The 23793-nt window shown below is 46.1% G+C and carries 30 protein-coding genes and 1 pseudogene; 12 read left to right on the top strand and 19 right to left on the bottom strand.

Features of this window, described 5'->3' with window-relative positions; translation table 11 throughout:
• Positions 1–120: 120 nt before the first annotated feature.
• From I8U21_RS08490 to I8U21_RS08475, 5 genes and pseudogenes are all read right to left on the bottom strand, one after another.
• Positions 121–1035, bottom strand: coding sequence for a DMT family transporter (locus tag I8U21_RS08490; RefSeq protein ID WP_198053704.1), 915 nt, complete (start codon positions 1033–1035; stop codon positions 121–123).
• Positions 1036–1105: 70 nt separating this feature from the next.
• Positions 1106–1288 carry a DUF896 domain-containing protein gene (locus I8U21_RS08485; protein ID WP_037994442.1) on the bottom strand — a complete coding sequence of 61 codons (183 nt, stop codon included), beginning with the start codon at positions 1286–1288 and terminating at the stop codon, positions 1106–1108.
• 171 nt (positions 1289–1459) lie between these two features.
• Complete coding sequence (locus tag I8U21_RS15310; protein WP_198050652.1) at positions 1460–1795, bottom strand: DMT family transporter; 336 nt, start codon at positions 1793–1795, stop codon at positions 1460–1462.
• Positions 1796–2234: 439 nt separating this feature from the next.
• Positions 2235–2348 (bottom strand): annotated as a pseudogene (locus tag I8U21_RS15305) (EamA family transporter); the annotation flags it as partial.
• 93 nt (positions 2349–2441) lie between these two features.
• The gene (locus tag I8U21_RS08475; protein WP_198053702.1) at positions 2442–2582 is read right to left on the bottom strand and encodes a DUF896 domain-containing protein; all 141 of its coding nucleotides are present in this window, start codon (positions 2580–2582) and stop codon (positions 2442–2444) included.
• 122 nt (positions 2583–2704) lie between these two features.
• On the opposite strand from I8U21_RS08475, the gene I8U21_RS08470 reads away from it, so the two are divergent.
• The 3 genes from I8U21_RS08470 to I8U21_RS08460 are packed head-to-tail and all read left to right on the top strand — an operon-like array spanning position 2705 to position 4911.
• Entirely contained in the window at positions 2705–3361 is a 657-nt protein-coding gene (locus I8U21_RS08470; protein WP_062843005.1) for a YneB family resolvase-like protein, read from the top strand.
• A 2-nt stretch (positions 3362–3363) separates the two neighbouring features.
• Positions 3364–4434: a M42 family metallopeptidase gene (locus I8U21_RS08465; protein ID WP_198053701.1), complete on the top strand. Its 1071-nt coding sequence runs from the start codon at positions 3364–3366 to the stop codon at positions 4432–4434.
• A 12-nt stretch (positions 4435–4446) separates the two neighbouring features.
• Positions 4447–4911, top strand: a complete 465-nt coding sequence (locus I8U21_RS08460; protein ID WP_198053700.1) for a pyridoxamine 5'-phosphate oxidase family protein — start codon at positions 4447–4449, stop codon at positions 4909–4911.
• Between the two features lie 24 nt (positions 4912–4935).
• Here the strand turns inward: I8U21_RS08460 and I8U21_RS08455 are convergent, their stop codons facing one another.
• Positions 4936–5448, bottom strand: coding sequence for a PadR family transcriptional regulator (locus I8U21_RS08455; RefSeq protein WP_198053699.1), 513 nt, complete (start codon positions 5446–5448; stop codon positions 4936–4938).
• Positions 5449–5544: 96 nt separating this feature from the next.
• Between I8U21_RS08455 and I8U21_RS08450 the strand changes: the two genes are divergently transcribed.
• From I8U21_RS08450 to I8U21_RS08440, 3 genes are all read left to right on the top strand, one after another.
• Complete coding sequence (locus tag I8U21_RS08450; RefSeq protein ID WP_198053698.1) at positions 5545–6765, top strand: cytochrome P450; 1221 nt, start codon at positions 5545–5547, stop codon at positions 6763–6765.
• A 147-nt stretch (positions 6766–6912) separates the two neighbouring features.
• On the top strand, positions 6913–7119 hold the full coding sequence (locus tag I8U21_RS08445) for a hypothetical protein (RefSeq protein WP_181732135.1): 207 nt from the start codon (positions 6913–6915) through the stop codon (positions 7117–7119).
• Between the two features lie 27 nt (positions 7120–7146).
• Positions 7147–8073: a S66 peptidase family protein gene (locus I8U21_RS08440; RefSeq protein WP_309544775.1), complete on the top strand. Its 927-nt coding sequence runs from the start codon at positions 7147–7149 to the stop codon at positions 8071–8073.
• Here I8U21_RS08440 and I8U21_RS08435 read toward each other — a convergent pair.
• Complete coding sequence (locus tag I8U21_RS08435) at positions 8045–8815, bottom strand: arylamine N-acetyltransferase family protein (RefSeq protein ID WP_181732133.1); 771 nt, start codon at positions 8813–8815, stop codon at positions 8045–8047. The genes I8U21_RS08440 and I8U21_RS08435 overlap by 29 nt on opposite strands.
• 99 nt (positions 8816–8914) lie before the next feature.
• On the opposite strand from I8U21_RS08435, the gene I8U21_RS08430 reads away from it, so the two are divergent.
• Positions 8915–9910 carry an MDR family oxidoreductase gene (locus I8U21_RS08430; protein ID WP_181732132.1) on the top strand — a complete coding sequence of 332 codons (996 nt, stop codon included), beginning with the start codon at positions 8915–8917 and terminating at the stop codon, positions 9908–9910.
• 99 nt (positions 9911–10009) lie between these two features.
• Here the strand turns inward: I8U21_RS08430 and I8U21_RS08425 are convergent, their stop codons facing one another.
• Entirely contained in the window at positions 10010–10624 is a 615-nt protein-coding gene (locus I8U21_RS08425) for a PH domain-containing protein (protein WP_198053697.1), read from the bottom strand.
• Positions 10625–10717: 93 nt separating this feature from the next.
• Complete coding sequence (locus I8U21_RS08420; RefSeq protein ID WP_198053696.1) at positions 10718–11560, bottom strand: serine hydrolase; 843 nt, start codon at positions 11558–11560, stop codon at positions 10718–10720.
• A 237-nt stretch (positions 11561–11797) separates the two neighbouring features.
• On the opposite strand from I8U21_RS08420, the gene I8U21_RS08415 reads away from it, so the two are divergent.
• The 3 genes from I8U21_RS08415 (at position 11798) to I8U21_RS08405 (ending at position 13894) form a co-directional block, all read left to right on the top strand.
• Positions 11798–12757: a GAF domain-containing protein gene (locus tag I8U21_RS08415; protein WP_037994463.1), complete on the top strand. Its 960-nt coding sequence runs from the start codon at positions 11798–11800 to the stop codon at positions 12755–12757.
• Positions 12754–12939 carry a hypothetical protein gene (locus I8U21_RS08410; protein ID WP_037994465.1) on the top strand — a complete coding sequence of 62 codons (186 nt, stop codon included), beginning with the start codon at positions 12754–12756 and terminating at the stop codon, positions 12937–12939. The genes I8U21_RS08415 and I8U21_RS08410 overlap by 4 nt, the downstream gene beginning before the upstream one ends.
• 163 nt (positions 12940–13102) lie before the next feature.
• On the top strand, positions 13103–13894 hold the full coding sequence (locus I8U21_RS08405) for a sulfite exporter TauE/SafE family protein (RefSeq protein WP_138614986.1): 792 nt from the start codon (positions 13103–13105) through the stop codon (positions 13892–13894).
• A gap of 626 nt (positions 13895–14520) precedes the next feature.
• On the opposite strand, the gene I8U21_RS08400 is transcribed toward I8U21_RS08405, so the two are convergent.
• Both I8U21_RS08400 and I8U21_RS08395 read right to left on the bottom strand, forming a co-directional pair.
• On the bottom strand, positions 14521–14667 hold the full coding sequence (locus I8U21_RS08400) for a hypothetical protein (protein WP_156097719.1): 147 nt from the start codon (positions 14665–14667) through the stop codon (positions 14521–14523).
• A 267-nt stretch (positions 14668–14934) separates the two neighbouring features.
• On the bottom strand, positions 14935–15261 hold the full coding sequence (locus tag I8U21_RS08395) for a hypothetical protein (protein WP_181732127.1): 327 nt from the start codon (positions 15259–15261) through the stop codon (positions 14935–14937).
• Positions 15262–15379: 118 nt separating this feature from the next.
• Between I8U21_RS08395 and I8U21_RS08390 the strand changes: the two genes are divergently transcribed.
• Positions 15380–15553, top strand: coding sequence for a hypothetical protein (locus I8U21_RS08390; RefSeq protein ID WP_170151223.1), 174 nt, complete (start codon positions 15380–15382; stop codon positions 15551–15553).
• A 228-nt stretch (positions 15554–15781) separates the two neighbouring features.
• Here I8U21_RS08390 and I8U21_RS08385 read toward each other — a convergent pair whose 3' ends face one another.
• The 4 genes from I8U21_RS08385 to I8U21_RS08370 form a co-directional block, all read right to left on the bottom strand.
• Positions 15782–16735: an aromatic ring-hydroxylating oxygenase subunit alpha gene (locus I8U21_RS08385; RefSeq protein ID WP_198053695.1), complete on the bottom strand. Its 954-nt coding sequence runs from the start codon at positions 16733–16735 to the stop codon at positions 15782–15784.
• A 77-nt stretch (positions 16736–16812) separates the two neighbouring features.
• Positions 16813–17745 carry a cation diffusion facilitator family transporter gene (locus I8U21_RS08380; protein WP_198053694.1) on the bottom strand — a complete coding sequence of 311 codons (933 nt, stop codon included), beginning with the start codon at positions 17743–17745 and terminating at the stop codon, positions 16813–16815.
• A 153-nt stretch (positions 17746–17898) separates the two neighbouring features.
• A complete protein-coding gene (locus I8U21_RS08375; RefSeq protein ID WP_370527052.1) occupies positions 17899–18159 on the bottom strand; it encodes an SDR family NAD(P)-dependent oxidoreductase in 261 nt (86 codons plus the stop codon).
• A complete protein-coding gene (locus I8U21_RS08370) occupies positions 18099–19130 on the bottom strand; it encodes a hypothetical protein (RefSeq protein ID WP_198053693.1) in 1032 nt (343 codons plus the stop codon). The genes I8U21_RS08375 and I8U21_RS08370 overlap by 61 nt, the downstream gene beginning before the upstream one ends.
• 221 nt (positions 19131–19351) lie before the next feature.
• On the opposite strand from I8U21_RS08370, the gene I8U21_RS08365 reads away from it, so the two are divergent.
• Complete coding sequence (locus I8U21_RS08365; protein WP_198053692.1) at positions 19352–19819, top strand: DnaA N-terminal domain-containing protein; 468 nt, start codon at positions 19352–19354, stop codon at positions 19817–19819.
• Positions 19820–19853: 34 nt separating this feature from the next.
• Here I8U21_RS08365 and I8U21_RS08360 read toward each other — a convergent pair whose 3' ends face one another.
• From I8U21_RS08360 to I8U21_RS08345, 4 genes are all read right to left on the bottom strand, one after another.
• Complete coding sequence (locus I8U21_RS08360; RefSeq protein WP_198053691.1) at positions 19854–21131, bottom strand: DegT/DnrJ/EryC1/StrS family aminotransferase; 1278 nt, start codon at positions 21129–21131, stop codon at positions 19854–19856.
• A gap of 12 nt (positions 21132–21143) precedes the next feature.
• Positions 21144–22163 (bottom strand): Gfo/Idh/MocA family protein, encoded by a 1020-nt coding sequence (locus tag I8U21_RS08355; protein WP_198053690.1) that lies wholly within the window; start codon positions 22161–22163, stop codon positions 21144–21146.
• Positions 22164–22175: 12 nt separating this feature from the next.
• A complete protein-coding gene (locus I8U21_RS08350) occupies positions 22176–23237 on the bottom strand; it encodes a thiamine-phosphate kinase (RefSeq protein WP_198053689.1) in 1062 nt (353 codons plus the stop codon).
• Positions 23238–23322: 85 nt separating this feature from the next.
• Complete coding sequence (locus I8U21_RS08345) at positions 23323–23757, bottom strand: NUDIX domain-containing protein (protein WP_198053688.1); 435 nt, start codon at positions 23755–23757, stop codon at positions 23323–23325.
• Positions 23758–23793: the final 36 nt, after the last annotated feature.

Raw genomic sequence — 23793 nt, 5'->3', positions numbered from 1 at the left:
TCAAAAAAAAGGAATTGGATTTGTATAAAAAATGGATGTCATTATTTCTAAAAGCCCTCTCAGCAATAGAGAGGGCTTTTTTCTTACATAAAATAACCACTGCTAATGAAGTTAGAATCTTCAATTACTATCTTCACGCAGCCGTTTTGGCTGTTTCTTTTTTGTTTTGTCCATGGATGAAAGTGCGACGCCGGCGATGATCAAGAAGGCACCCGGATAGAAGTTCCACGTGAGTTTCTCATTTAACAACCAGGCTCCGAGCAGGGTGCCGACAACAGGCTGGCAAAAGAAAAACAGGGACCCGACGGAGGCGTCGATATATTCAAATCCCTTGTTCCACAAATAAAAAGCCAGAGCAGTCGAAATGATTCCCAAATACAAGATGCCCAGCCATATTCCCCGGTCCGTCGGCCAGGTCCCCCCTTTGGCATGCCATTCCCACCAGCTGATGGGAAACGTAAAAATCACGCCAAACAGGTTGGACCAGAAGGTCACGGTCAGAGAAGAATATTTGAGCGTTTGCACCCGGCTCAATACGGTATAAAGCGCCCAAGTGACCGCGGCGCCGAACAAGATCAGATTGCCAGTGAAGGTGGAAGAGCCGGTTTCCGACGGATAACCGATGACAAGGATCACCCCGACGGTTGCGATGACCAGCGCTGCTCCTTTGCGAAAACCGGGTCTTTCGCGCAACAGTTTCCAGGCGAAAACGGATATAAGTGCCGGGGAAGCGGAAGTAATCAGCGATCCCAGGGAAGCCCCGGACAAATGCGTGCCGACGAATTGCAATCCGATGGAACCGGTATAGCCGATCAAACCGATCAAGGCCATCTGTTTCACATCGCGGCGTGCAATTTTCCATTCACGGGCCAAAAAAGCCCAAGCCCCTAACACACTCAAACCGATAACAAAACGCATCTCCAACAAAACCCAAGGAGGAACGGTATTTAAAACCACTTTGCTTACCACATACATTCCGCCCCAAATGGAAGCGGCGGCACTTAAGCAAAGGGGACCGGGCCACCATTTTTTCATCTTGCTTTCCTCCTTGCCAAAAGTCTCATGGTGGGAAGAGAATGCAATATAATGGAAAATAAATCCCTCATCAATGTTTGGGTTCATCCACAAAGCGCACCCGGGACAATTGCTGTTTCACTTGTCCCCGGATCGCTTTCAGGTAAATTTGATACAGCTTGGCTTGTTCCTTTTTTTCTTCCTCTGTCAAGCCCTGCGTTCTTTTTTTGCGAGCCAGTTCATTGATTCGCTGTATGAGTTGTTCATTGATCACTCCAATCACTCCTTCTTGTTCACTGTACCGAATTCAACGAGGTCTGGCAAGAATGCGAACGGGAAACCGGCCGGGAGGATATCCAATGTTCCGTGTCACTTCACGGCACTTAAATTCCATAAAAAAGAAGCACTTCGATTTGTAAGTGCTTCTTTTTGGACCACGGTGCTTTCACGGAGCCGTTTTGGTTGTTTCTTTTTTTGTTTTGTCCATGGATAAAAGCACGACACCGGTGATGATCAAAAATGCACCCGGGTAGAAGTTCCATGTGAGTTTCTCATTTAACAGCCAAACACCCAGCAACATGCCGACAACGGGCTGGAAAATAAAAACCGGGGACCCGACGGAGGCGCCGATATATTCAAATCCCTTGTTCCACAAATAAAAAGCCAGAGCAACCGAAATGATTCCCAAATACAAGATGCCCAGCCATATTCCCCGGTCCGTCGGCCAGGTCCCCCCTTTGGCATGCCATTCCCACCAGCTGATGGGAAACGTAAAAATCACGCCAAACAGGTGTCACGGCGAGTGAAGAATACTTTAAAGCTAATCCCCGATGGAACACCGTATACATGGCCCAAGTGATCGCGGCACTAAATAAAAACAGATGACCCGCGAAAGAAGTGAAATTTTCGAACGGAAGTCCAATTACAATGAAGATACCGACGATCGTAATGGCCAGAGCGGTTCCTTGGCGCAAATTTGTTTTTTCACGCAGTGTTGACCATGTGAAAACGCTGATGAATGCAGGGAAAGCGGAAGTGATCAAGGCACCTGAGGCTGCGCCGGATAAATCAGTGCCAACGAATTGCATACCGATCGAATAAGTATAACCGATCAAACCGAGCAAGGCCATTTCTTTCACATCGCGGCGGGCGATTTTCCATTCACGGGCCAAAAAAGCCCATACCCCCACCACGCATAAACTGATGACAAAACACATCTCCGACAAAACCCAAGGAGGCATGGCGTACAGAACCATTTTGCTTACCACATACATTCCGCCCCAAATGGAAGCGGCGGCACTTAAGTAAATTGAACCAAGCCACCAATTTCTCATGTTTTCTTCCTCCTGCCAAAAAACTCTTGCCGGTTTGACTGCAGTTTCATTGTGGGAAGAGAAGATGTACAATATAATGGAAATCGAAACCATTCATCCATGATTGGGCTTATCCACGAAGCGCACCCGGGACAACTGCTGTTTCACTTGTCCCCGGATCACTTTCAGGTAAATCTGATACAGCTTGGCTTGTTCCTTTTTTCCTCTGTCAAACCCTGCGTTCTTTTTTTGCAAGCCAGTTCATTGATTTGCTGTATGAGTTGTTCATTGATCACCCCGATCACTCCTTCTTGTTCACTGTACTGAATTCAACGAAGTCTGGCAAGAATGGGAGAGGATGAGAAGAGAGATTTGCGATGAAAGCGATCATTTATGCGAGAGTCAGCACGCAAAAAGAAGAACAGGAAACCAGCCTTGAAAGGCAAGTGGAAGTTTTGACCGAATGGGCAAAAACATTAAAAATGGATGTGTGTCAGGTGATTAAGGAGCAACACAGCGGATTCGATTTAAACCGGCCGGGGTTGTATCAAATGTTTGAGACGATTAAAAAGGAGAAAGCAAACGCCATTTTGATCCAGGATGACACCCGCTTGGGACGGGGAGAGGCAAAATTGGCGATTATCCATCAACTGGACCGTTCCGGTTGCCGCATTTATTCCAAACAGCATCAAGGCGAGTTGGAATTGGAAGCCGGAGAATCCACCGTGCTTGCCATTATCGCCAAAGTCGAAGAACTGCAACGGAAAATGATGAACCAGAAGATCAGTTGGGGGATGAAACGCGCCATCCGGGAGAAAGGATACAATCCGGCGAAAAATCTTAAAAACCAGGGGATGGGAGGAAGGGAACGGAAAGAACTTCCGGTGGAACAAATCGTGGCATTGAAAGAAAAAAATCTGACATTCGAAGAAATCGCCGCAACGTTGAAAGGTTTTGGTTATCCGGTATCCCGTGCCACCGTTCACCGGCGATATCAAGAATGGAAAAATCAACAACAAAAGATGGAGGAGTAACGATGGCTGAAGTCAATTTGGGAATTTACAAAGAGTTGACACAAATCCCCGGCGCTTCCGGCTTTGAACATGAAGTGCGCCAGTGGATGCGTTCATACATAACCCCGTTGGCGGAAGAAGTCCTGACGGACCGGTTGGGAGGCATTTTCGGCGTCAAAAAAGGAAGCGCTCCGGATCCGAAAGTGTTGGTTGCCGGACACATGGATGAAGTCGGGTTTATGGTTACCAAAATCACTTCCAACGGATTTCTCAAATTTCAAACACTGGGCGGATGGTGGTCACAAGTCATGCTTTCGCAACGTGTGGAGATTGTGACCCGCACCGGCAAACGAATTCCCGGCGTCATCGGTTCCACCCCGCCGCATCTGCTCAGTTTGGAACAACGCCGCAAACCGATGGAAATCTCCCAGATGTTTATCGATATCGGAGCCGACAGCGATGAAGAGGCAAAGAGCTGGGGAGTCAGAGTCGGGGACTTTGCGGTGCCGCATTGTGACTTTGTGGAAATGGAAGGCGGAAAACGCCTGTTGAGCAAAGCTTGGGACAATCGCTTGGGCTGCGGATTGGCGGTGGAATTGTTGCAAGAATTGCAAAACGAGAAGCACCCCAACACCTTGTATGCGGGCGCCACGGTGCAAGAGGAAGTCGGCACCCGGGGAGCGGCCACGGCCGCCAAAATGATCGACCCCGATGTCTTTTTTGCCGTGGATGTCGGTCCTGCCGGTGACACTCCCGGAGTGAAAGACGGGTTTGGCGAAATCGGAAAAGGGGTCGTGATCCGGATTTATGACCGCTCGATGATTCCTCTGCCGGCCATGCGGGACTTCTTGCTGGACACCGCGGAATCCAATGATATTCCATATCAATTCTTTGTCTCGCAAGGAGGGACGGATGCCGGGCGTGTCCATCAAACCGGAATCGGAGTGCCGTCGGCCGCCATCGGGATTTGCGGACGCTACATTCATTCCAATGTAACCATTGTCGATAAAGAGGACATCGCGGCTGCCAAAGAATTTGCCGTCAAACTGATCAAAAACCTTGACCGTTCCACTTACCAATCTTTGCTTGCCTGAGAAAGGGAAGGGATGATGAGTCAAACCGCCATTTCCGAAGAACTGTTTTGCTTTTTGGATGGAAACAGCTTAAAAGACAAAACACGGGAGGCCATGATGCTGCTTTCGGTCAGCGAAGACGGCTGGCCGCATGCCGCCATGGTCAGTGTGGGGGAAGTGGTTGCTTTAAACCATGAGGAATTGAGAATTGCCCTATGGCCAAAGACCCATACCGTCGCCAATTTAAAACGAACCCAACAAGCAACCTTGGTCGCCGTCCACAAAGGAAAAGTGCACTATGTCCGGCTGGCGATTAAACCGCTGCCCGCCTTGAAGGATGCCAAACACAACCGGGAGCGGTTTCAGGCCAAGGTGGTTTCCGTCAAAGAAGATACGGCCAAATATGCGGAAATCACTTCCGGCATCCGCTTTGCTTTATATGATCCGGAATCCGTGGTCCGGCGGTGGACCGAAACGGTATCTGAGTTGAAGAAATAGAAGACCCGCTCTCAGGGTCTTTTTTTATTGATCCATCTCTTGCGACAGGCTTTGAATCCATTTCAATTCGAGCTCCGTCTGGGCTTTTTGCAAATCAATGACTTTCAATACATAAGGGTTTTGCACATGATCTTGTTCAGCCTTCCGGTAGTATTCCAGCTTTTTTTGTAACACTTCCTGTCTGTTTCGCATAATTTCTTGTTGTATTTCCGGTTCCAACCGGTCAAATAATGCCACCCTGACTAAAAATTCGATTTGTCTTGCCGCCAGTTTACCCGGAAAATCACAGATCATTTCCAGAAAGATTTCCTCCCCAGTTTCGGTCAAACAATAGACGTGGCGGTTTGGTTTTCCTTCTGACCGAATCACTTCTTTGGAAATGGCGCCCATCTCCACAAAACGACGCAACGCGGGATACAACAAGTTGTTGTTGATTTCAAATTCATCGCCGAGTGCGTTTTGGATGTTGCGTTTGATTTCATAACCATGTTTGGGACCTGACATCAATTCCCCCAAAATCAATATTTCTGCATACATGGACATCACCTTGATTTGAAATTTTTGCGAATCGCTCCGGCGTCATATTCTAAGTTAATTTATCATATGTTATTCTAACATAGGGAGGGATTTTCATTGAGTGATACCAACAACACCATCATCGTTCCTGAAATTTCCAAACTCAAAACCAAAGAAAAGCAGTGGGAGCCTTATGCATGGTACAAAGAAATGAGAGAAAACCATCCGGTATATTACGATGAAGAACAAGACGTGTGGAATGTGTTTTTGTATGATCATGCCAAACGGGTCCTGTCCGATCATGAACTTTTCTCCAACGTAAAAACCAGAAGTTTGATCCCCACTCCCAGAACAGACAACCGGGCCAATATCAACTTTTGTGACCCGCCGGAACATCGCAAAAGACGCGCGCTGTTGGCCAAAGCTTTCACCCCCCGCAGTCTGGAATCATGGGAACCGCGGATCCAAGCCATTGTCAATGACTTGATTGCCGAAATGGAAAAATACGAAACAGTGGATATCGTGGAAAAATTGGCCGTTCCGTTACCCGTCACCGTCATTGCCGACCTGCTGGGGGTTCCCAACAAAGACTGGCGTTTGATCAAACATTGGTCCGATATTTTGTTCCGTCCCTATGAAAAAGAACACTATGACGATATTGCCAAGAAAAAACAACAAGCTTTGAAAGAATTCCGTGAATACTTATATCCCATTGTGCAAGAAAAACGCAAAAACCCCGCTGATGACATCATTTCCGACCTGACCCGGGCTGAACTTCACGGGGAACGGTTAAACGACGAAGAAGTCGTTGATTCCAGCAGAGGGTTGCTTGGCGCCGGAAATGAAACCACAACCATGCTCATTGCTAATATATTTTATTGCATGTTGTTTGATCAACCGGGGGTTTATCAAGAGTTGCGCGAGGACATCTCGCTGGTTCCCGATCTGATTGAAGAAGTGTTGCGTTTTCGCTTCCCGGCTTCCAATGACCGACGGATCGTGAAAGACACCAATGTCTTCGGTCCTTTGATGAAGAAAGGGCAAATGATTATCGCATGGGCCGGATCCGCAAACCGGGATGAATCCCAATTTGCCAATGCGGAAACCTTTGACATCCATCGTCCCAACAACAAGCAACACCTCACGTTCGGAGCCGGACCGCATTTCTGCCTCGGGGCTCCGCTGGCCCGCATGGAAGCCAGAATTGCACTGACCACCTTTGTCAAAAGCTTTGCCGACATCCACCCGGTGGAAAACTTTAATTTGACGGATCATTTGATCGCTTCCGGTGTGGGGCAGTCGTTGAAAAGCTTGCCGATTCGATTGGAAAAAGCATGACAAACCTGTTCTGTTAAACTCATCTCCTGACAGAAAACACCTTGAGACGGACTCAAGGTGTTTTCTTTTTACCTGAGATTGCAAAGCACAAAAGCCATGATATGATAGGGGGGGGATAGATAATGCTTTGGAAAAGGGGTTATGTCGATGTCGCAAAATATTTGGCTCTGGATTTTTGTCGGACTTTGCGTTTTGTTCTCATTGATCATCACGATCCGGTTAGGGGTCAACCAAAGTCCGGAACAAAACCAAGGTTATGTCAAACGCCGCAAAAAAATTGTTTGGCTGCTGCTTGCGATTTATGCCGCAGCCGTTTTGGTCTGGGGTGCCTTTGTGTTCCCTTTTTTATCCTGACGACAAGAGGTGTGGGATTTGGATTCGGTGATAAAACCTGAAGCTTTGCGGCCCGGAGATACCATCGGCCTGATTGCACCGGCCGGTCCGGTCCGTGAAAAAGAGTTGGAAAATTGCATCCGCATGTTGTCCGGCTTTGGTTATGCGGTGAAAACCGGGAGATCGGCCGGCAAGGCCTATGGATACCTGGCCGGGAAAGATTCATACCGGACAGAGGATTTGGAATCAATGTTTCTCGATCCGGAAGTGAAAGCCGTTTTTTGTTTGAGAGGCGGATATGGAAGTTTGCGCATCATCGACCGGATCGATTATGAAGTGATTCGCCGCCATCCGAAAATTTTTGTCGGGTACAGCGATATCACGGCGCTTCACATTGCCATCCGGCAAATCTGCGGCCTGGTCACTTTTCACGGCCCGATGGGTGCGGAATTGTCCGGCGAACGGTACAATGAAGAAAGTTGGAACGTATTGTTTTCCGTCTTATCCGGCCGGGATGTGGAGGGTTACCCCCCGAATGAACACTTCTTTTCCATTGTTCCCGGCGTGGCGGAAGGGGAACTGACCGGCGGCAATCTGAGTTTGTTGCGTTCGGCCGTGGGAACCCCTTATGAAGTGGACACCCGGGACAAAATTTTGCTTCTGGAAGATGTGAATGAAGAAGTGTATGCCATCGACGGCATGCTGAATCAGTTGCGGCTGGCCGGTAAGTTTGAACATGTGCGGGGAGTGATTCTCTCTGATTTCCGGCTCGCCGAACCCGGTCGCGACAAGCCTTCCATCCCTTTTCGGGAAATGATTGAAACATTTTTCACCCCGCTCGGAATTCCTTGCTTTTACGGCTTTTCCGCCGGACATTGCCGGCCTAATTTCACGTTGCCGATCGGCGGAAAAGTGAGGATGGATTCCGCGCGGGGAAGGGTTCAAATCACTGAGCCTCCGGTGATTCCCACCTGATTTGGAATATTTCCCGGATCAAAGCGGGCAGTTCGTTTTCGCTCACTTCTCTCTTTTCTTTTCCGGACGGGGTCACTTGAACCAGCTTTCGGCCGATCAACGAGACTCTGCCGTCCGGCGTCATTTTGGAAATATAAATGGACCGGTTAAAAGGAGAGCGGGGAGAAGTTTCGATCAAACGGCAAGCTTCATGAAAATCCTGAAATGTTTTTGCATCCCCTGCAAACCGGTATAAGACCTGCCAACTTTCAGTCCCGGGCTCTTTTTTCTCCAGAACGTAGTGGTCCGGGTTGGAGCGGATCCGGTATCGTCCGGCAATATCTTGCACAACTTCTCCGGATAATGGAACCGGCCGGCGCGGGGCGTTTCCGCCAAAACCCACATCAACCAGATATTTTTCCCGGTTCAGACAAACAAGATTGGTCAGATGGGTTCCTTCCAATCCCCATTCTCCACGGGATGATTCATATACCGTTCCTGCAACCATTTGCACGTCAAACCCCAATTCATTTAAGAGCCAATGAAACAAGCCGTTTAATTCAAAGCAAACGCCTCCGCGTTTTTTCACGATGATCTTTTGAAAGAGGGATTTTGGATCCAATTGAATGGACCGTCCGGAGAGAATATCCAGGTTTTCAAAGTGAATGTGTTGTTGGTGTTTTTGCATTAACCCGGTGAGACCGGACAGATGGACCGGAACCGGAGGCTGGACACCGATCCGCGCAAGGTATTGAGGGATCATTCTGATTTCTCCTTTCCCATTACATCGGGTACTTCTTATTGTATCGGAAAGGAATTATGCAGAAAATAGAGAAGTATTTGCTTGAAGGAGGTTGTCGCTGTGCAAGATCGTGAATTCACCGCATTGGTTGTGGACCGGAAGCAAGATCAATATTCCCATTCTTTTCAAATGCTGAAGATCAAAGACTTGCCGGAAGAAGATGTTCTGATTCGCGTTCAGTATTCCAGCTTGAATTACAAAGACGGCATGGCCGTTTTAAATCGCGGGAAAATCGTCCGCCAATTCCCCATGGTTCCCGGCATTGATTTGGCCGGCACGGTGGTCGAATCCAAAAACAGTGCATTTCAACCCGGCGATAAGGTGATTTTAACCGGATGGGGAACCGGAGAAACACACTGGGGAGGATATGCCGAATACGCAACCGCGAAACCCGAATGGCTGGTTCCGCTCCCGTCCGGCCTTCAATTGAAACATGCCATGAGTCTGGGGACCGCAGGGCTTACGGCCATGTTGGCCGTGTCGGCTTTAGAGCGGCATGGAATCAACCGGAAAAAACCAATTTTGGTCACCGGTGCATCCGGAGGGGTCGGAAGCTTGGCCGTAGCCATTTTGTCCCGTCTGGGATATACGGTTGCCGCATCCACCGGAAGCCCGGACAACCATGAATTTTTAAAATCCCTGGGCGCAAGCGAAATCATTGACAGGAAAGAACTTTCCGAAGCGCCCCGTCCGCTTGAATCCCAACGGTGGGGAGGCGCGGTGGATGTGGTGGGCGGTGACACGTTGGCTCATGTGTTGAGTGAAATGAGCTATTACGGAACTGTGGCCGCTTGCGGCTTAGCCGGAAACCATTCACTTCACACCACGGTTTATCCATTTATTTTACGCGGGATCAAATTGGTCGGCATCGACTCCAACACCTGCCCGGCGGATGAAAGAACCCAAGCGTGGAACCGTCTGTCGGAACTTTTGCCGGCAGAACTTTTGGACCAACTCACCGAAGTTCACGGCCTTCGCGATGTTCCGGCTTTAAGCGAAAAGATTTTAAGCGGCGACGTCAAAGGGCGGATCGTGATCGATGTTCAGCAAACGTGAGTGCTTCTTACAACGGTGATTTTTTGCTTTTTTGCGGTGTGCTCGCAAAAAAAGTCCTCTTTGGATCGGTCAAGAGGACTTTTTTGATATGCCTGTTCATCAGCGGTTGATATAACGCTCAAACACAAACCCGTAATCTTTGACATGATACTGATTTCTCGCTTCAACAAGCCAGGAGAATGCCGCCTGATTTAACTCTTTGAATTGCTCGACCGGATTGTGTTCGGTGGTCCGTAGCTGGCTTAAAGTGGACGAAGCCAGATTGAGACTCCGGTTGGCGTATTCCAGGATAATTTCGTTATCACGGGAGATTTCAGCGATTTTCAACAACGCTTTGTATAAGTCTTTCAACTCATCCAAATGTTTTTTATGGACATCAATGGAGAACACTCTGGATCCGATTTTAAATTTGAGTTCGATGTCCAAATCGACGGTTCCGGCTGTTTCGAGCATCACTTCCGAAATTTTGTGTGTACTGTAATCATAGCGGTAAAGAGAACGTTTTTTGCTTGTTGCGCTGGTTCCGTCCAGATGAATCAACGCTTTGTTCGTGAAACAATACTCATCGGTTTTGGATTTGATTAAAAAGTAAATTTTCTCATCATCTTCGTGCATCACAAAATCGTCCGAATCGACTTTGTCATAATCTTCCGGTTTGATCACGGATCCGATATCACTCAATCCGAGCACATCCGAAGCCACTTTTCCGAACATTTGAATCAACCTTTCTATATGTTTTGTTGACGGTTGGATATTCCGTTCCATTCGTATGGTACCATAAATGGAATAAAACGGTTGATAAAATCATCAGGTTCGTGTTTTTTCATCGGGAGGGGCGAAGGCATCGTAAACCCATTTGCCGATTTGGTTGATTTTCCGTTGCGCTTGAAGATGATCCAGTCCGCAGCTTAATACCACCAGGATCAAGGAATGGGAACCGATGTATAAAATTCCCCCGTCGTGAAGCGTCTGGCTGACCCACCCGGTTTTGTGCGCCATTTCCCATCGTGGCAGACTGCCGATGATTTCGGATTCGGAGGGAGGGAACCATCCGGGCAGGCAATTCCGCCATTGTTGTTTTTTTAATATTTCGATCATCTTTTGGCTGGCATCACGGGAAACGGCTTGACCGGTTGCCAGCAGCCGGAAACAACGGGCCATGTCTTTGGCGGTGATTTGATTGCTTTTGTTTGAGCCGGCCGGAACGATATGGAGGCGGTTGATGAAAACCGTATCGTTCATTTCCAGGTCAAGGATCGTTTCTTGGACATAATCTTTTCCCAACCGGTCAATCAAAAGGTTGGTTGCTGTATTGTCGCTTTGGATAATCATCAAGGTGACCAAATCCTGAATGGAAAACTCCGTTCCGTACGAAAGATGCTGCAAAACCCCTGAGCCGCCGACTTTATCTTCACGCCTTAACCTGATCCGGTCGCTCAAGCAGAGTTTTCCTTGCGCATGAGCCCGGTAAACTGCCACCATCACCGGCACTTTGATCATGCTGGCCGCCACAAAAGGTTGCTTTTCATTCCAAATCCATTTTTCTCCGGTATGAAGATCTTCCATCCAGATCCCCCAAACCCCCGAAGCCTTTTTCTTCCAGGCATCCAATGAACCGGTCAACGTTTGAAACGGTGATTGTCCGCTCATGCAGTCATCCTCCTGATCATTTGACGTCAAGAATATTCTAATGCAATCCCGGGGGCATTTCTATTTATTCATAAAAATATAACTTTTTTCCTTGTTTTAAAATATTAATATCTGATTGTCGTTTTGTTGTATAATGGAATCAATAACAGAAACTTCATATCATTCGGGATCTAAAAACTCAAACAATCCATCCAGACATTGCAAAAGACTGATTTTTATAAAACAGGGAGCGGAACAATGACGGAAGATCTTATCGAGTTATTGGAGATGTTAAATAAAAATTCAGGATGGTTTTTTGACTTTTTAGTGATTATTATTGCTGTCGGTCTGACAGCCACCTTGGTGATCCATATTTATCGTTATGCCACCGGGAAAAATGATTGGTTGGGCCGCAGTTTGGACGAAGGGGATCAAAGCAGCCAAATGGCCATGATCCAACTGGACACTTGCCGAAACGAGAAAGAAGAGCTGGAAAAGAAAGTGCTGCTTCTGGAACAGGACCGGCAAGAATTGATGGATTTGCTAAAAGAAAAAGACCAGCAGATTGATCAGCAGAAAAACCAATTGGCCAAAGCGGAAGATGAGATTGAGATTTTAAAAAGTTTATATGAAGAATTGGACAGCAAATACAATGATGAAACCTACACCATGTCTCAAATTATGTATACCATTGAGGAAGTGGCCGCAGCCATCGCCGATCAAAACCGCTTCCAGCAAAACCGCGATGAAATCTTCATGAATTTGCTGGACTATCTGGTGAACACACTGAAGAATTTCCGAAAAAAACAACCCCGGGTCATCATTCACGTCAAACATCCTGAAAAAAATGATGTACTTGTGCATTTCGCCCATTCCAGCGGACACTCTCACCGCGTAAAAATATATGAACCCCCGATCCAAGGCAGTGCAGCGGGTCGCGCATGGAGAACAAAGGAAATTTATTATGTGCCCGATGTCGAGTCTCCGGATTATGAATATGACCAAAAAAAGAATTCACGTAAGGTATACCGCACCATATTATGTGTACCGATCAAAGCCGGAATGATGGAACCCACCCGGATAGGGGTTCTGACCATTACCGGAGCGCCGGTCGATGCCTATGAAGATATCGAAATTGAACGGGCCGCATTGTTTGCCAGTTTGCTATTTCCACTGGTCTACACCGATCTTAAACACCGAGGTGGGAATCATCCATGATGCAAGGACGCAAACCATCGTATGAAGAAAGAAAAAAACTGAACCGAATGTACCGCGAAGGATTGTTAAGCAGGGAAGAATTGATGGAGAAAATGAAAAACGGACTGTTTGACCACGAGCGGTTAAAAGTGAAGCGGAAGTTCGTCAAACTGTTCAAGTCAAACCCTTCGAAAAGAACATGATTTTTTCATGTTCTTTTTTGTTTTTCACCGGCAAAAGGGAGGAGGAGGCTTTTTTGACGCTGTTGACGAAGGCGTTTGAAAGCACTATGCTACAGAAGGGAATTCAGGATTCTCCGGATTGATTCGGAGGCCCTGAAAATCAAACAGAAAGAAGTGTACGGCAATGGATGTCAGTTTCATGGTGCTGATTTTTCTGCTTGGTGCCATCGGATCTTTTCTCTCCGGAATGTTGGGGATCGGCGGAGCCATCGTTCAATATCCGGTGTTGTTGTATCTTCCGCCTTTGTTTGGATTCCCTGCATTTTCCGCTCATGACGTTACAGGGATGGTTGCGGTTCAAGTGTTTTTCACGTCCATGGCGGGACTCGTTGTTCACGGGAAAGGGGGATCCTTCAATCAATCGCTGGCCGTTTATATGGGAACGGCCGTATTGGCCGGGAGTTTTCTCGGTGGATATGGTTCCAAATGGCTGAGTGAAACATGGATTCATTTCATCTACGCCATCTTGGCTACCTTGGCGGTATGGATGATGTTTCACTCCGAAAAAGAGACAAAGGAAACCGCGGCTCGTCCAATCGTTTCTCATCCCGCGACGGTGATGGGGATTACGTTGGTTGTCGGGGTTTTTTCCGGTATCATCGGTTCGTCCGGTTCGTTTATTCTGGTGCCGGTCCTGTTGTTTGTTTTTAAAATTCCCACCCGTACGGCCATTGCCACGTCCCTTGCGATCGCCTTTGTATCTTCTGCAGGATCGGTGGCGGCCAAATTGGTTTCGGATCAAATCTTGCTGCTTCCTTCCATGATTCTGGCAATTTCCGGACTGATCGCCTCGCCGGCGGGAGCGATGGTCAGCAAGAAAACAAATCCCCGTACATTGCGGGTCGGCTTGACCCTTGTCATCGCCATCACATTTTTGAAAATCTGGTATGATTATCTCGCAATCTATATCGGATAACCCGGCGGTTCAAATGTTCATAAAGAGAACCGCCGGGCAAATTCAAATTCATTTTTTACGCGCAGGGGGGAGGGAGCAGCTTTGTGTTTCACGACCGAAGCAGCCGGGTCTGCGCACAATGTTCAGTAAATACAGAAAAATCGTTTTTAATAATAAAAGAAATAATTCCGTGTTTTTTATTCAATTTCCAATGCGAATGTTTCGATGCGCCATTAAACATTTTTTATTTCTCAAAACTATAGTTAACTTTTCTTAATGAGATAACATCCAAGGGGGGGATGCCATTTTTTGAGAAATCGGTGTCTGCTTTTTCCCTCATCAACTGACAACGTTACAAAATATAAATTTTGTAACCGTATATAACGGTTTTTCAGGGGAGAAATCTACTGGTTATTACTAATCAATCCATTTATTTCCACTCGTTTGAGTTCTCTGTTTCACATTTATTTCCAATTAGAAATCCATTCTGATGATCGAATCGGATTTGTAAAATGATTTCCTGTGAATCCATACAAAAAACGCCTGAGTACCTTATACAGGTTTCTCAAGCGTTCGGATTTGTATTGTTTAGAAATCGTTTTTTATAAAAACCCTGTCAGAATATGTATCAATGGATCTGCGGAAGTTCAGGATTCAAAGATAATGATGGGCAATACAATAAAGATCCCGACGACAACCACCGAAAAAACCAGGATGCTTAAGATCATGACGATGATTTTCCAAAAGCTCATGTCATACGCCCATTCATTCATCCGGTCCAAGGTTCTTTTCAAGGGTTTCTTCCAATGAAGGATGCAAAAGGTTGCAACAAAAAATAATACAGGGAAATAAACGACCATCCATTGAGGAAATTCTTCGTCGTCATAATTTTTTCTTATCAATATGATACCAAGCAAAATTAAAGCGTATAATGCAGAGTATAATAAATTTTTACCGACTTTCACCGCATCTCCCTCCTGCAATGTTTTGATAACATGGGAATATGTCTATTTCATAATACATGGAACACATGATTTTTCAACAACCACCGGATATGGATATCATTGATTTGCAACTTCGGGCTCAAAAACAGCGAGCGGAACCCCGATCAACAAGATGATGGCAATCACCCAGAAAAGAACCATGCCTGCAATGATCATGATACATTTCCAAAAACCCGCTTGCGCCTGCTCTTTCAACCGGTCGATGAATCTTTTCAACGGTTGTTGCCAATGATTGAAGCTAAAGGTCATGACAAACAGGAGTACGGGAAAATAAATCAGCATCCACAGGCGAACATCCGCCCCGTAAAACCGTTGAAGCAAAAAATAAACCAGCGTGAAAAGCGCGAAACATCCTGACATGACAAGATTCGGGCCAACCCCCATGGTCATTTTCCTCCCGGCGTTTTTTTGATAACATGGGAACATGTCTGTTTCATGTTACATTTCACAATCGTTTTTCAACAGATGCCAAAGGTACTAATTTTTATGGCGAGGTGAAACAATGGATAAAGAATATCAAGTGCAACTTTCCGTGCAAGATCTCAAGCAGGCAGCCAAAATCATGCGCCGGGCTGCAGACCGGATCGAATCCATCAACCAGACGGAGTCTTTTACACTGCAAACGTTGATTTCCGATATCGAAGAGTTGACCGACCGGTTGGATAACAAAGGATGAAAAAGAAAATAATGGGAATGAGCAAAAAAATAAAGGCCTTCACATTCCGTTTGTAAGGCCCCTCTTTTTTTATTCACGACCCATATGTCCAAAAGAACCTAACGCCTCTTAAAACCACGCCAGATTCGCTCTGAGGCGATTTTGGATTTTTCAGGAATATACGTTCGCTTTCTGTGGCCGATTTTATGCCGGTTTCCCCCTTGCTCTCCCCTCCTGCCACCTTTTATCTCAATATTCAAAATGATTCGCGATGGAAGACAGCTTTGGCTCGTTGCCGGTCAAAAAAGAATACCACCGGTTTCGGAACCGGACTTGGGGTCCGTCTGCCGCAACATGCGCTTCCAAACGAAGGGATTCCGGTATGGGCCGCGGATGCTGACTTTCCACGATTTCCTGATCCTCTTTCAGTACCTTGAGGCTGAATTTGGACAAAATTTTGTCCATCAAGAACGATTTGGCAAAATTTCGGCCGATATATCCCCGGATGTCCGTGGAATGAGAATCAACCGGCGTAAACGTCACGAAATTAATCAACCGGTGTATTCCGCGGGATCGGGGGCGTAATATCCATTGTTGCGGAAACCGGTACTCCAATTCGGTTTGATTATTTTCAATGCGGATCCGATCCCCTTCCGCATGAAATTGAATTTTTACATCCGGCGAAGACTTTCTCCCGATCGTCCGGCGGTGAACAACCGGAAGATGGGCCACATCCAAGACGCTTTCCACCACCCGGGTAAAATGGGCTTTCCATGTGGATTGAAAAGGAACAAGCCGGAGGTCCGGATCCTCCAGTTCCGGAAACAACGTCAGCTCATCGTGGGCGTGATCGGAAGGATAAACCCAGATCAGCCCGGCCTTCTCCATCACCCGGTATGCCGTGGCATGGGCAAATTCAGGAATCCTTGCTCCGGGCTGGGATGGAATATCCGTACATCTTCCGTCTCCTTGAAACAACCAACCATGAAAAGGGCACCGGACTCCACCGTCTGCACAAAATCCCAGCGAAAGGTCGGCTCCCCGATGGGGGCAATAGGCATGAATGGCATGCGGGGTGTTGTCTTCTCCCCGGAATAACACAATATCCCGGCCGGCGATCCGTTTTTTGAGGGGCTCCTTTTTCAACTCCGACGACCATGCAACGGCATACCACCGGGCGGGAAACACCGAGTCTTCCGACATGAAATAACCTCCTTGAGATGATTGTTGTCAAGACTTTGTATATGTGGATTCCCGGTATTTAGACCTCGAAGTTTTCCTCAATGGACGGCCAAAAAACGTTTTCCGTACTCCCCGTGATCATGAACGGCAGGATGTTCGATCTGGACGGTGGAGTGGACAATTCCGTATTTTTGAGAGAGAGTATCATTGATGTCCTTGATCACAAGAAACGGTTCTGCCGCTTCATCAATAAACACATGAGCCGTCAGCGAATAATGGTCCGTGGAAACCGCCCACAGATGCAGTTCGTGCACATCCCGAACCCCTTCCACTCTGCTGATGTCTTGGCGGACCGATTCCAGATCAAACTTTTCCGGCACGGCTTCCATCAGAATGAAATAAGATTCGTAAAGGATTTTGGAACCGCCGTAAAAAATGATTCCTCCGATCACCATACTGATCAGCGGATCAAAAATCAAAAGCCCGGTCACGGATATCAGGATGAAGGAAACAATGATCCCCACGGAGCTCAGCAAATCTCCGATAAAATGCCAGAGAGCACTTTGGATGTTCAAATTCTCTTCTTCCTTGGAACTGCGGCTTAAAATCACCGTCAACACAATATTGACCATTAACCCGATGACCGCGATTGTCAGCATCAAGGGCTTATCGATTTCCCGGGGTTCAATGAGCCGGCGGATGCCTTCAATAAAAATCCCGATCGCAATCACAACCAGAGCCAACCCGTTTAAGAAGGACGCAATGATTTCAAACCGGAGAAAACCAAACGTGTATTTTCCGTTCGGATTTCGGGTGGCCATGTAACTGGCCGTCAAACTCAGGCCCAATGCAAAAACATCGGAAATCATATGGGCGGAATCAGACAACAAAGCCAGCGAATTGGACAGCAGGCCGCCTGCCACCTCAACCGCTGTGAAAAAGACGGTTAACGCCAGGGTGATCCACAAGGTTTTTCGAGAGGTGTGCTGTTCTTTTACATGGTTGAGATGGTGGTAATCATAAACTTTCATTTTCATCCTCCTAAATTATAATAATTATTAAAAAGTAATCATTCTAATGATATACTTCTTTTCTGCAATGATCAACCTCCAATTGCAAAAAAAGCCGGTAAATCACCGGCTTTTTTTGCAAACTTTGAGACCATTTCCTTTATCCGTTTGTCATCAATCCATGTCATTTCCTCCGTTGACCGGAAGATAAGCTCCGTTCATAAACGGATTCCAATCAGCCACCAAACTCAAAACAGCCCCGGCCACATCCTCCGGTTTGGCCAGGCGTCGCAAAGGGGTGACATTCCGAATGGATTCATGCATTTCTTTCGGTTGGTCTTTTGTCGCATCAGTCAACACTAAACCAGGGGCGATCACGTTGGTCCGGATATTTTTGGGCCCCAATTCCAGTGCCAGGTATTTTGCAAAAGACACGATGGCTGCCTTGGCTGTCCCGTGAGCAACAAATCCTTGCGCGGGTGTCCGGGATAACTTTTCCGGAGACTGGTACGAACCTTCAGAAAGTCATCGATGCTCCCAATCGCTTTTCTTGGAAAATGATCATCATTCAACGCTACATATGCCGGGATTTTCAAACCGAGATCAACCCCAACCACACGACCGGCAATTTTTGATTCAAGCACAGCGGCTGGCATTTCCAATGATAGATTTAAAATGAGTCGATTTTTTCTGTCAAATTCAACGGACGAATCGCAAATGTCGATTTTCCCTTCAAGAATCCGGTCAAGTGTTTTGTAGAGCTCGGTCTTGTTTTGCCCTTTGCTCCGGAGGATGCAGAGAAAAACAATCCCTTTGATCCATTTGAAGTAAAAGTCGCCGTCTTCCTTGTATAACTTTAAGCTTCTCCCGCGGATGTACAGAGGATTATCCTTCTTGTACGTACGCAAGGAACGTTCACCTTTCAGTAAGCCGTTTTTCACATCATTTTTGAAGTCCTGGTACACCTTCATACACAAGCAATCTTTTGTATCACTTGTTAAATGAAACTGACTGGAGATCACATCTCGAATACTGGTTTGTTCTGAACCGCCAATGATTTGGGTGAACTGCTCAAACAGCTCTAGATTTTTCTTTTTCTGCATGTCTTCCAATTTCTTTTGCTGCTTCTTTAACGTTTCTTTCAACTCCGCTTTTTTCTCATCCGTTCGTGCTTTCTGTATCGCTTCCTTTGTTTTCTCGATACGTGCCAGTTGTTTCTGTTCCTTTTCCAGGTATGCGGAGTCGGCCAATTTCATTTTCTGGCGGGCAATAAAATTGAAAAAGAGATGATTCATTGCCATATTCATGGCCCAATTTTGTTTCCTCATCTCATCCCGGATAAAATCATAAGCTTCTTCTCGATTGTCCGAGACGATGGTGATTTTGATTTTTCTTCCGGTGATCATACCTGTTCCTCCTCTCGTCTATTTTCCATTAATTTCGTTTTCACACTTCATAGTCCATTCAAAACTGCTTACCTTTTTGTGATAAGATGGGAGCCAATTTAACATTTCACATAGTCAATCAAAATCCCAATGTGGAACATCTTTCCTTGAATCAAGTCTTTTCCTACACACTCTCTTTTTATACACTGGATTTTACTAGATGATAGAATGAGGTGATCCCTATGAGCGAGCAAGAAATCCAAGTACTTCTTCGCCAAATCCTCGATGGGCAAAAGCGACTCATAGAGGAAATGAAAGGGATTCATAGACATTTAGAGAGATTGGAATCGAAGTTCGTAACATCTGAAAAAAGTGATTCCCTCCCCGATCGACACATCGTTCCGGTTCCCATGGAGATCCCACTCTTAACAAGAACTTCAGAAGCTGAACAAATATGGTCGAAGGTCTGTGACATTATTCAAGAGCGGATTTCTCGTCCAAGCTTTGAGACTTGGGTTAAACCGACAGAGGCGCGGGGGATAAATGAGAAAAAACTATATATTTCCTGCGCGAACGATTTTGCCCGGGATTGGCTCTCTTCCCGCTATGCATCCTTGGTAGAAGAATGTTTGGATACACTTGAAACCGATCTGAAAACAGTCGAGTTTGTATGGATTCCATCGGAAACACGTGATAATATCCAGAAATGACAAAGACGGCCGCGAGAGCCGTCTTTTGGCCTTTCTATATTCCCAGTAATTCATCCCTGTAACGATATACTTTTTCAAACGCAACTGCATATTGCTCAATTAATTTCTTATCTTCCGGATCGGTGAACGTCGGTAAGCTCAACGCCTTTTGATAATAGGCCTCAGCTTGCGGGAGATCACCGTCCTTATAAATAACTGGGTGATTAAAAGGATTCATCTTGGGCCAACCATTGTGATACATCCCATCTTCCAACGTTTGAAACAAGGGAAGCATATGAAGAGGACGAGATCCCGGCTTTTTGATTTCTACTCCTTCTGCTTGTAAAGCTTTTACATATAGTTCAATCGGAATTCCGTCCATCTCCTCCTGCTGATACAATGGCTTATAGCCATAGAATGCTCCCCTTGAGACATACTCCTTGGTGACTGGTGGCTCAACACCGGGGATTTGCTCTAATAATTGACTGAAGTAATTGAGATTTTCCCCTCTGGCTTGAATGCGTTGATCGAGTTTGCTTAGACTTACCTTTGCTAAAGCAGCTGCGAGCACATGCATTCTGTACTTGAGCCCATAACCTGTTTTGACAAATTGCTTGTAAAAGTCGCTGGTGACACATTGCTTCGATCGGTCCCGATAGTGCCCAAGGAGCGTTGCTCTTTCATAAATTTCTTGCGAATTGGTCAGTAAGATGCCGCCCTCCCCTCCTGTGACCATTTTGTTTCCCTGTAGACTCCAACAGGCCACATCACCAAAAGTCCCCACTAATTGACCTTTATATTTTGAACCGTGGGCATGAGAGCAATCTTCGATTACTTTCAGATTGTAGTCCTGGGCAAATTCCATGATTTCGTCCATTTCACAAGGATGTCCCCACATATGTGTAACGACGATCGCGCGAGTTCGACTTGTAATTTTTCGCTTCATATCCCGGACGTCAATGTTGCCCGTTTCCGGATCTGCATCGACGAGAATAGGTATGGCATTCACATGAAAGATGGGAGTAACAGTGGCCAAGAAGGTATAAGTGGGAGCTAATACTTCGTCTCCTGGTCCTAAGCCACATCCAAAAAATGCGGAGTGGAGTGCTGTGGTACCTGCGTTTGTTGCAACAGCATATTTCATACCATGGTAACTTGCGAAAGCATCTTCAAATTCCTTAATGATTCCGGAACGTCCGTAAACAGAAAGTTCGCCTGTTAACAATTGATCGTTCACTGCCTTTATATCCTCTTGCGTGATTGGTGGCCAACTGAAGTGGGGTTTGGGTCTTTTGATAACCGGTTCTCCACCAAACAAAGCGAGTTTGGACAAGGGGATTCCTCCTTATTTTGCCTTTCTCGCATGCCCAGCAAGCCAGAAAGGATTGGTATACACAAAGACAGGCTCACCCAATTGGCTTGATCGATAAGCGGCTTCCACCAAATGCAGGTGGGGGAGATGAGAAGAACCGTCATCGATTTTACCGTTCAGAGCATTTTCAATAAAATGATCAATTTGTTTTTGAATCGAAACGCTCCAATCTTGGTTGATCTTCACATGAGTCCTGACGCTTCCATCCAGGTTATAAATGATTAGGTTGTACCGATTGGCATAAAGCGTACCTTTGGTGGCATGTACATAGATTTGTTCTTCTTTTGGTTGCGAAGCTCTAGTCAGGTCAAGCGTTCCAATCAGTTGGTGATTGATTCGAAAGGAAAGTGTTGCTGTATCTTCGGTTTCATATGAGACATCAGGGCGAGCGATGTTAGACATCTGTGCATAAACCTGAGTGGGAAGACCAAGATACCAGATGATTAAGTCAATCATGTGGTAACCCATATCAAGAATGGCCCCTCCACCGGCAATGCTCTTTATTCCGCGCCAACCAAAATCATATGGGCCTCCATTGAAACTGTAGCTTCCTCGGAAGAAAAATGGATCGCCAATGGATTTAAGCAATTCTTTACCGGTTTGGTAACATTCGTGGTATCGGCGCTGCATCACAGTGATTAATGACTTTTGGTTTCTCCTGGCTAGTTCAACCAGTTCTTGTCCTTCGGTGACCGTACAAGCAAAAGGCTTTTCTTTGATGACATGAAGTTGATGGGTGAGTGCATAAGAGGCTGCTGCAAAGTGTGAATTGTGTGGGGTACAAATAAACACGGCGTCCAGATCCGTTTGTGCAATCATGTTCTGATAAGAGGAAAAGTAGGGGATTTGGTATGTGCGTCCTGCTTGAATCGCCCGCCCGATATTGGGATCACATACAGCTGCTAACGTGCCCAACCTGGAGAAATGAATGGTTTTCATTTGTTCCAAGGCTTGGCTGCCGGCACCAATAAAGCCTATTTTAAAACTGGCCATGCTGATCTCCCCTTACGCAAAGTGATGAATAAACTCCAACCACCGATCAATAATGTTCTGCTTTTTGAATTGATCGTCCCAAAACTCAGGAACATCAATCAACTGATTATCCTTGCGCAGCCGGACACCACGTTCTTTCGTCACTACGCCATAAACATGAATGGAAGCTCCATGTTTTGTGAAAATATCTTTGATCAAATCCCATTGATCGTGCCGTATGGTCCAACCGTGCGTAAGAGGAGTATCGTAACCGGGTTCCAAACAAAATAAACGGCCATCCAGATCCAGTAACGTGCCGATTTCTTTAAATTGCGGATGGGTAGGAAGGTGATTCAGATCGATTTCGACCCCTAACCCATTTCGTTCAGCGATCGTGTACATAAACTCGACAATCCCATCTGTCAAATCCATACCAGAGGTGATAGCCCCCGTCTTGAATGCTTCAAACATAGGATTGAATGGAGCGAAAGGAAACAAGCGATAAGCATCAATGCTTTTTTGTGTTTCCTTTTTTAAACGGTGGTAAATGTCCAATTTTTGAGCGATGTAGCCGCTCCACCCTAACCCCAAATGACCTGTGGCCACGATCAAATCTCCAGGCTGGGCCCCAGATCGGCGGATAATGCGATCTTTTTCAACCGTTCCCCAAGCCATACATACGGTTTCCAAATGATTGATATCTAAATTTCCGCCTTCAAAAATCATCCCGTAATAGCTAAGCGCTTGATTGATTCCTGTGACGATATTTTCAATATCATTCACAGATGTCTCAAGCGGTGCCGATAAATCCATGGAAAAACCGCGAGGAATGGCTCCCATTGCCAAAACATCACTACATGTACATGCAGCAGCCCATCGGCCGTAGAATTGATAATTTTCGTCGCGTGTAATGTTTCGTGAAAGGAAGGATGGATGGTCAATGGAATAAACGAGGTAAGGTGCTTGAGGATCGCTGGTGAGCTTAGAGAGGTCAATAACGATACAATCATCAAAGTCTTTAACTTTGGCTGTTGCAGCGTATTTGCCTAAAATTTCGTGAATAAAACCCTTCTCGGTCAAATCCTGCAACTGCATATTTACGCCCCCCTTTAAATTTGTTAATAAAACAAACTCTACTGTTCGTTTCGGGACGTACTGTTTTCGGCTATAAGAAACCACCTTATCGGTGGTTTCTTATCGGTAATTGTTCAAAGCCAATTCTTATGTTTTGTTTTATCTCGTTTGATGCTTGAAGTTGGTCAAGATCTTCTAAGTTTACCCATCGATAGGAGATATGAGCTGGACTTAAACGAAGAGTGATTTCATTTGAGTCCAACTGAACAAAATAAACAATTTCGACTGTATGTCTTCTTCCTTCGTCAGATACATAAGAAAATGTACGGTAAGGTCCGATCACAGAGACATCCAAACTCACTTCTTCGCGAAATTCCCGTTTCAATGCATCACTAGGGTCTTCTCCAAAATCAACCTTTCCTCCAGGCAGTTCGAAAAATCCAGGTAAAAACGTTTCATCTAATGACCTTTGAATCACCAATACTTTTCCTTGATGATGGAGGAAACCACTAACTACAATCTTTTGGTACTCTTTACTCATAAACATCCCTCAAGTCTTTTTTGGTTTCTGAATACA

This window comes from Thermoactinomyces sp. CICC 23799 (assembly GCF_016055145.1).
Classification (GTDB): Bacteria; Bacillota; Bacilli; order Thermoactinomycetales; family Thermoactinomycetaceae; genus Thermoactinomyces; species Thermoactinomyces intermedius.
The sequence above is the reverse complement of the archived record's forward strand: the minus strand, read 5'-3'. Positions and strand labels throughout refer to the sequence as shown.

What these genes read in the sequence shown, in the direction of transcription:
- I8U21_RS08490 (WP_198053704.1), bottom strand. Translation starts at nt 1,035, where the DNA reads ATGAAAAAATGGTGGCCCGGTCCCCTTTGCTTAAGTGCCGCCGCTTCC.
- I8U21_RS08470 (WP_062843005.1), top strand. Translation starts at nt 2,705, where the DNA reads ATGAAAGCGATCATTTATGCGAGAGTCAGCACGCAAAAAGAAGAACAG.
- I8U21_RS08465 (WP_198053701.1), top strand. Translation starts at nt 3,364, where the DNA reads ATGGCTGAAGTCAATTTGGGAATTTACAAAGAGTTGACACAAATCCCC.
- I8U21_RS08460 (WP_198053700.1), top strand. Translation starts at nt 4,447, where the DNA reads ATGATGAGTCAAACCGCCATTTCCGAAGAACTGTTTTGCTTTTTGGAT.
- I8U21_RS08455 (WP_198053699.1), bottom strand. Translation starts at nt 5,448, where the DNA reads ATGTATGCAGAAATATTGATTTTGGGGGAATTGATGTCAGGTCCCAAA.
- I8U21_RS08445 (WP_181732135.1), top strand. Translation starts at nt 6,913, where the DNA reads ATGTCGCAAAATATTTGGCTCTGGATTTTTGTCGGACTTTGCGTTTTG.
- I8U21_RS08435 (WP_181732133.1), bottom strand. Translation starts at nt 8,815, where the DNA reads ATGATCCCTCAATACCTTGCGCGGATCGGTGTCCAGCCTCCGGTTCCG.
- I8U21_RS08425 (WP_198053697.1), bottom strand. Translation starts at nt 10,624, where the DNA reads ATGTTCGGAAAAGTGGCTTCGGATGTGCTCGGATTGAGTGATATCGGA.
- I8U21_RS08420 (WP_198053696.1), bottom strand. Translation starts at nt 11,560, where the DNA reads ATGAGCGGACAATCACCGTTTCAAACGTTGACCGGTTCATTGGATGCC.
- I8U21_RS08415 (WP_037994463.1), top strand. Translation starts at nt 11,798, where the DNA reads ATGACGGAAGATCTTATCGAGTTATTGGAGATGTTAAATAAAAATTCA.
- I8U21_RS08410 (WP_037994465.1), top strand. Translation starts at nt 12,754, where the DNA reads ATGATGCAAGGACGCAAACCATCGTATGAAGAAAGAAAAAAACTGAAC.
- I8U21_RS08405 (WP_138614986.1), top strand. Translation starts at nt 13,103, where the DNA reads ATGGATGTCAGTTTCATGGTGCTGATTTTTCTGCTTGGTGCCATCGGA.
- I8U21_RS08395 (WP_181732127.1), bottom strand. Translation starts at nt 15,261, where the DNA reads ATGGGGGTTGGCCCGAATCTTGTCATGTCAGGATGTTTCGCGCTTTTC.
- I8U21_RS08390 (WP_170151223.1), top strand. Translation starts at nt 15,380, where the DNA reads ATGGATAAAGAATATCAAGTGCAACTTTCCGTGCAAGATCTCAAGCAG.
- I8U21_RS08385 (WP_198053695.1), bottom strand. Translation starts at nt 16,735, where the DNA reads ATGTCGGAAGACTCGGTGTTTCCCGCCCGGTGGTATGCCGTTGCATGG.
- I8U21_RS08380 (WP_198053694.1), bottom strand. Translation starts at nt 17,745, where the DNA reads ATGAAAGTTTATGATTACCACCATCTCAACCATGTAAAAGAACAGCAC.
- I8U21_RS08370 (WP_198053693.1), bottom strand. Translation starts at nt 19,130, where the DNA reads ATGATCACCGGAAGAAAAATCAAAATCACCATCGTCTCGGACAATCGA.
- I8U21_RS08365 (WP_198053692.1), top strand. Translation starts at nt 19,352, where the DNA reads ATGAGCGAGCAAGAAATCCAAGTACTTCTTCGCCAAATCCTCGATGGG.
- I8U21_RS08355 (WP_198053690.1), bottom strand. Translation starts at nt 22,163, where the DNA reads ATGGCCAGTTTTAAAATAGGCTTTATTGGTGCCGGCAGCCAAGCCTTG.
- I8U21_RS08350 (WP_198053689.1), bottom strand. Translation starts at nt 23,237, where the DNA reads ATGCAGTTGCAGGATTTGACCGAGAAGGGTTTTATTCACGAAATTTTA.
- I8U21_RS08345 (WP_198053688.1), bottom strand. Translation starts at nt 23,757, where the DNA reads ATGAGTAAAGAGTACCAAAAGATTGTAGTTAGTGGTTTCCTCCATCAT.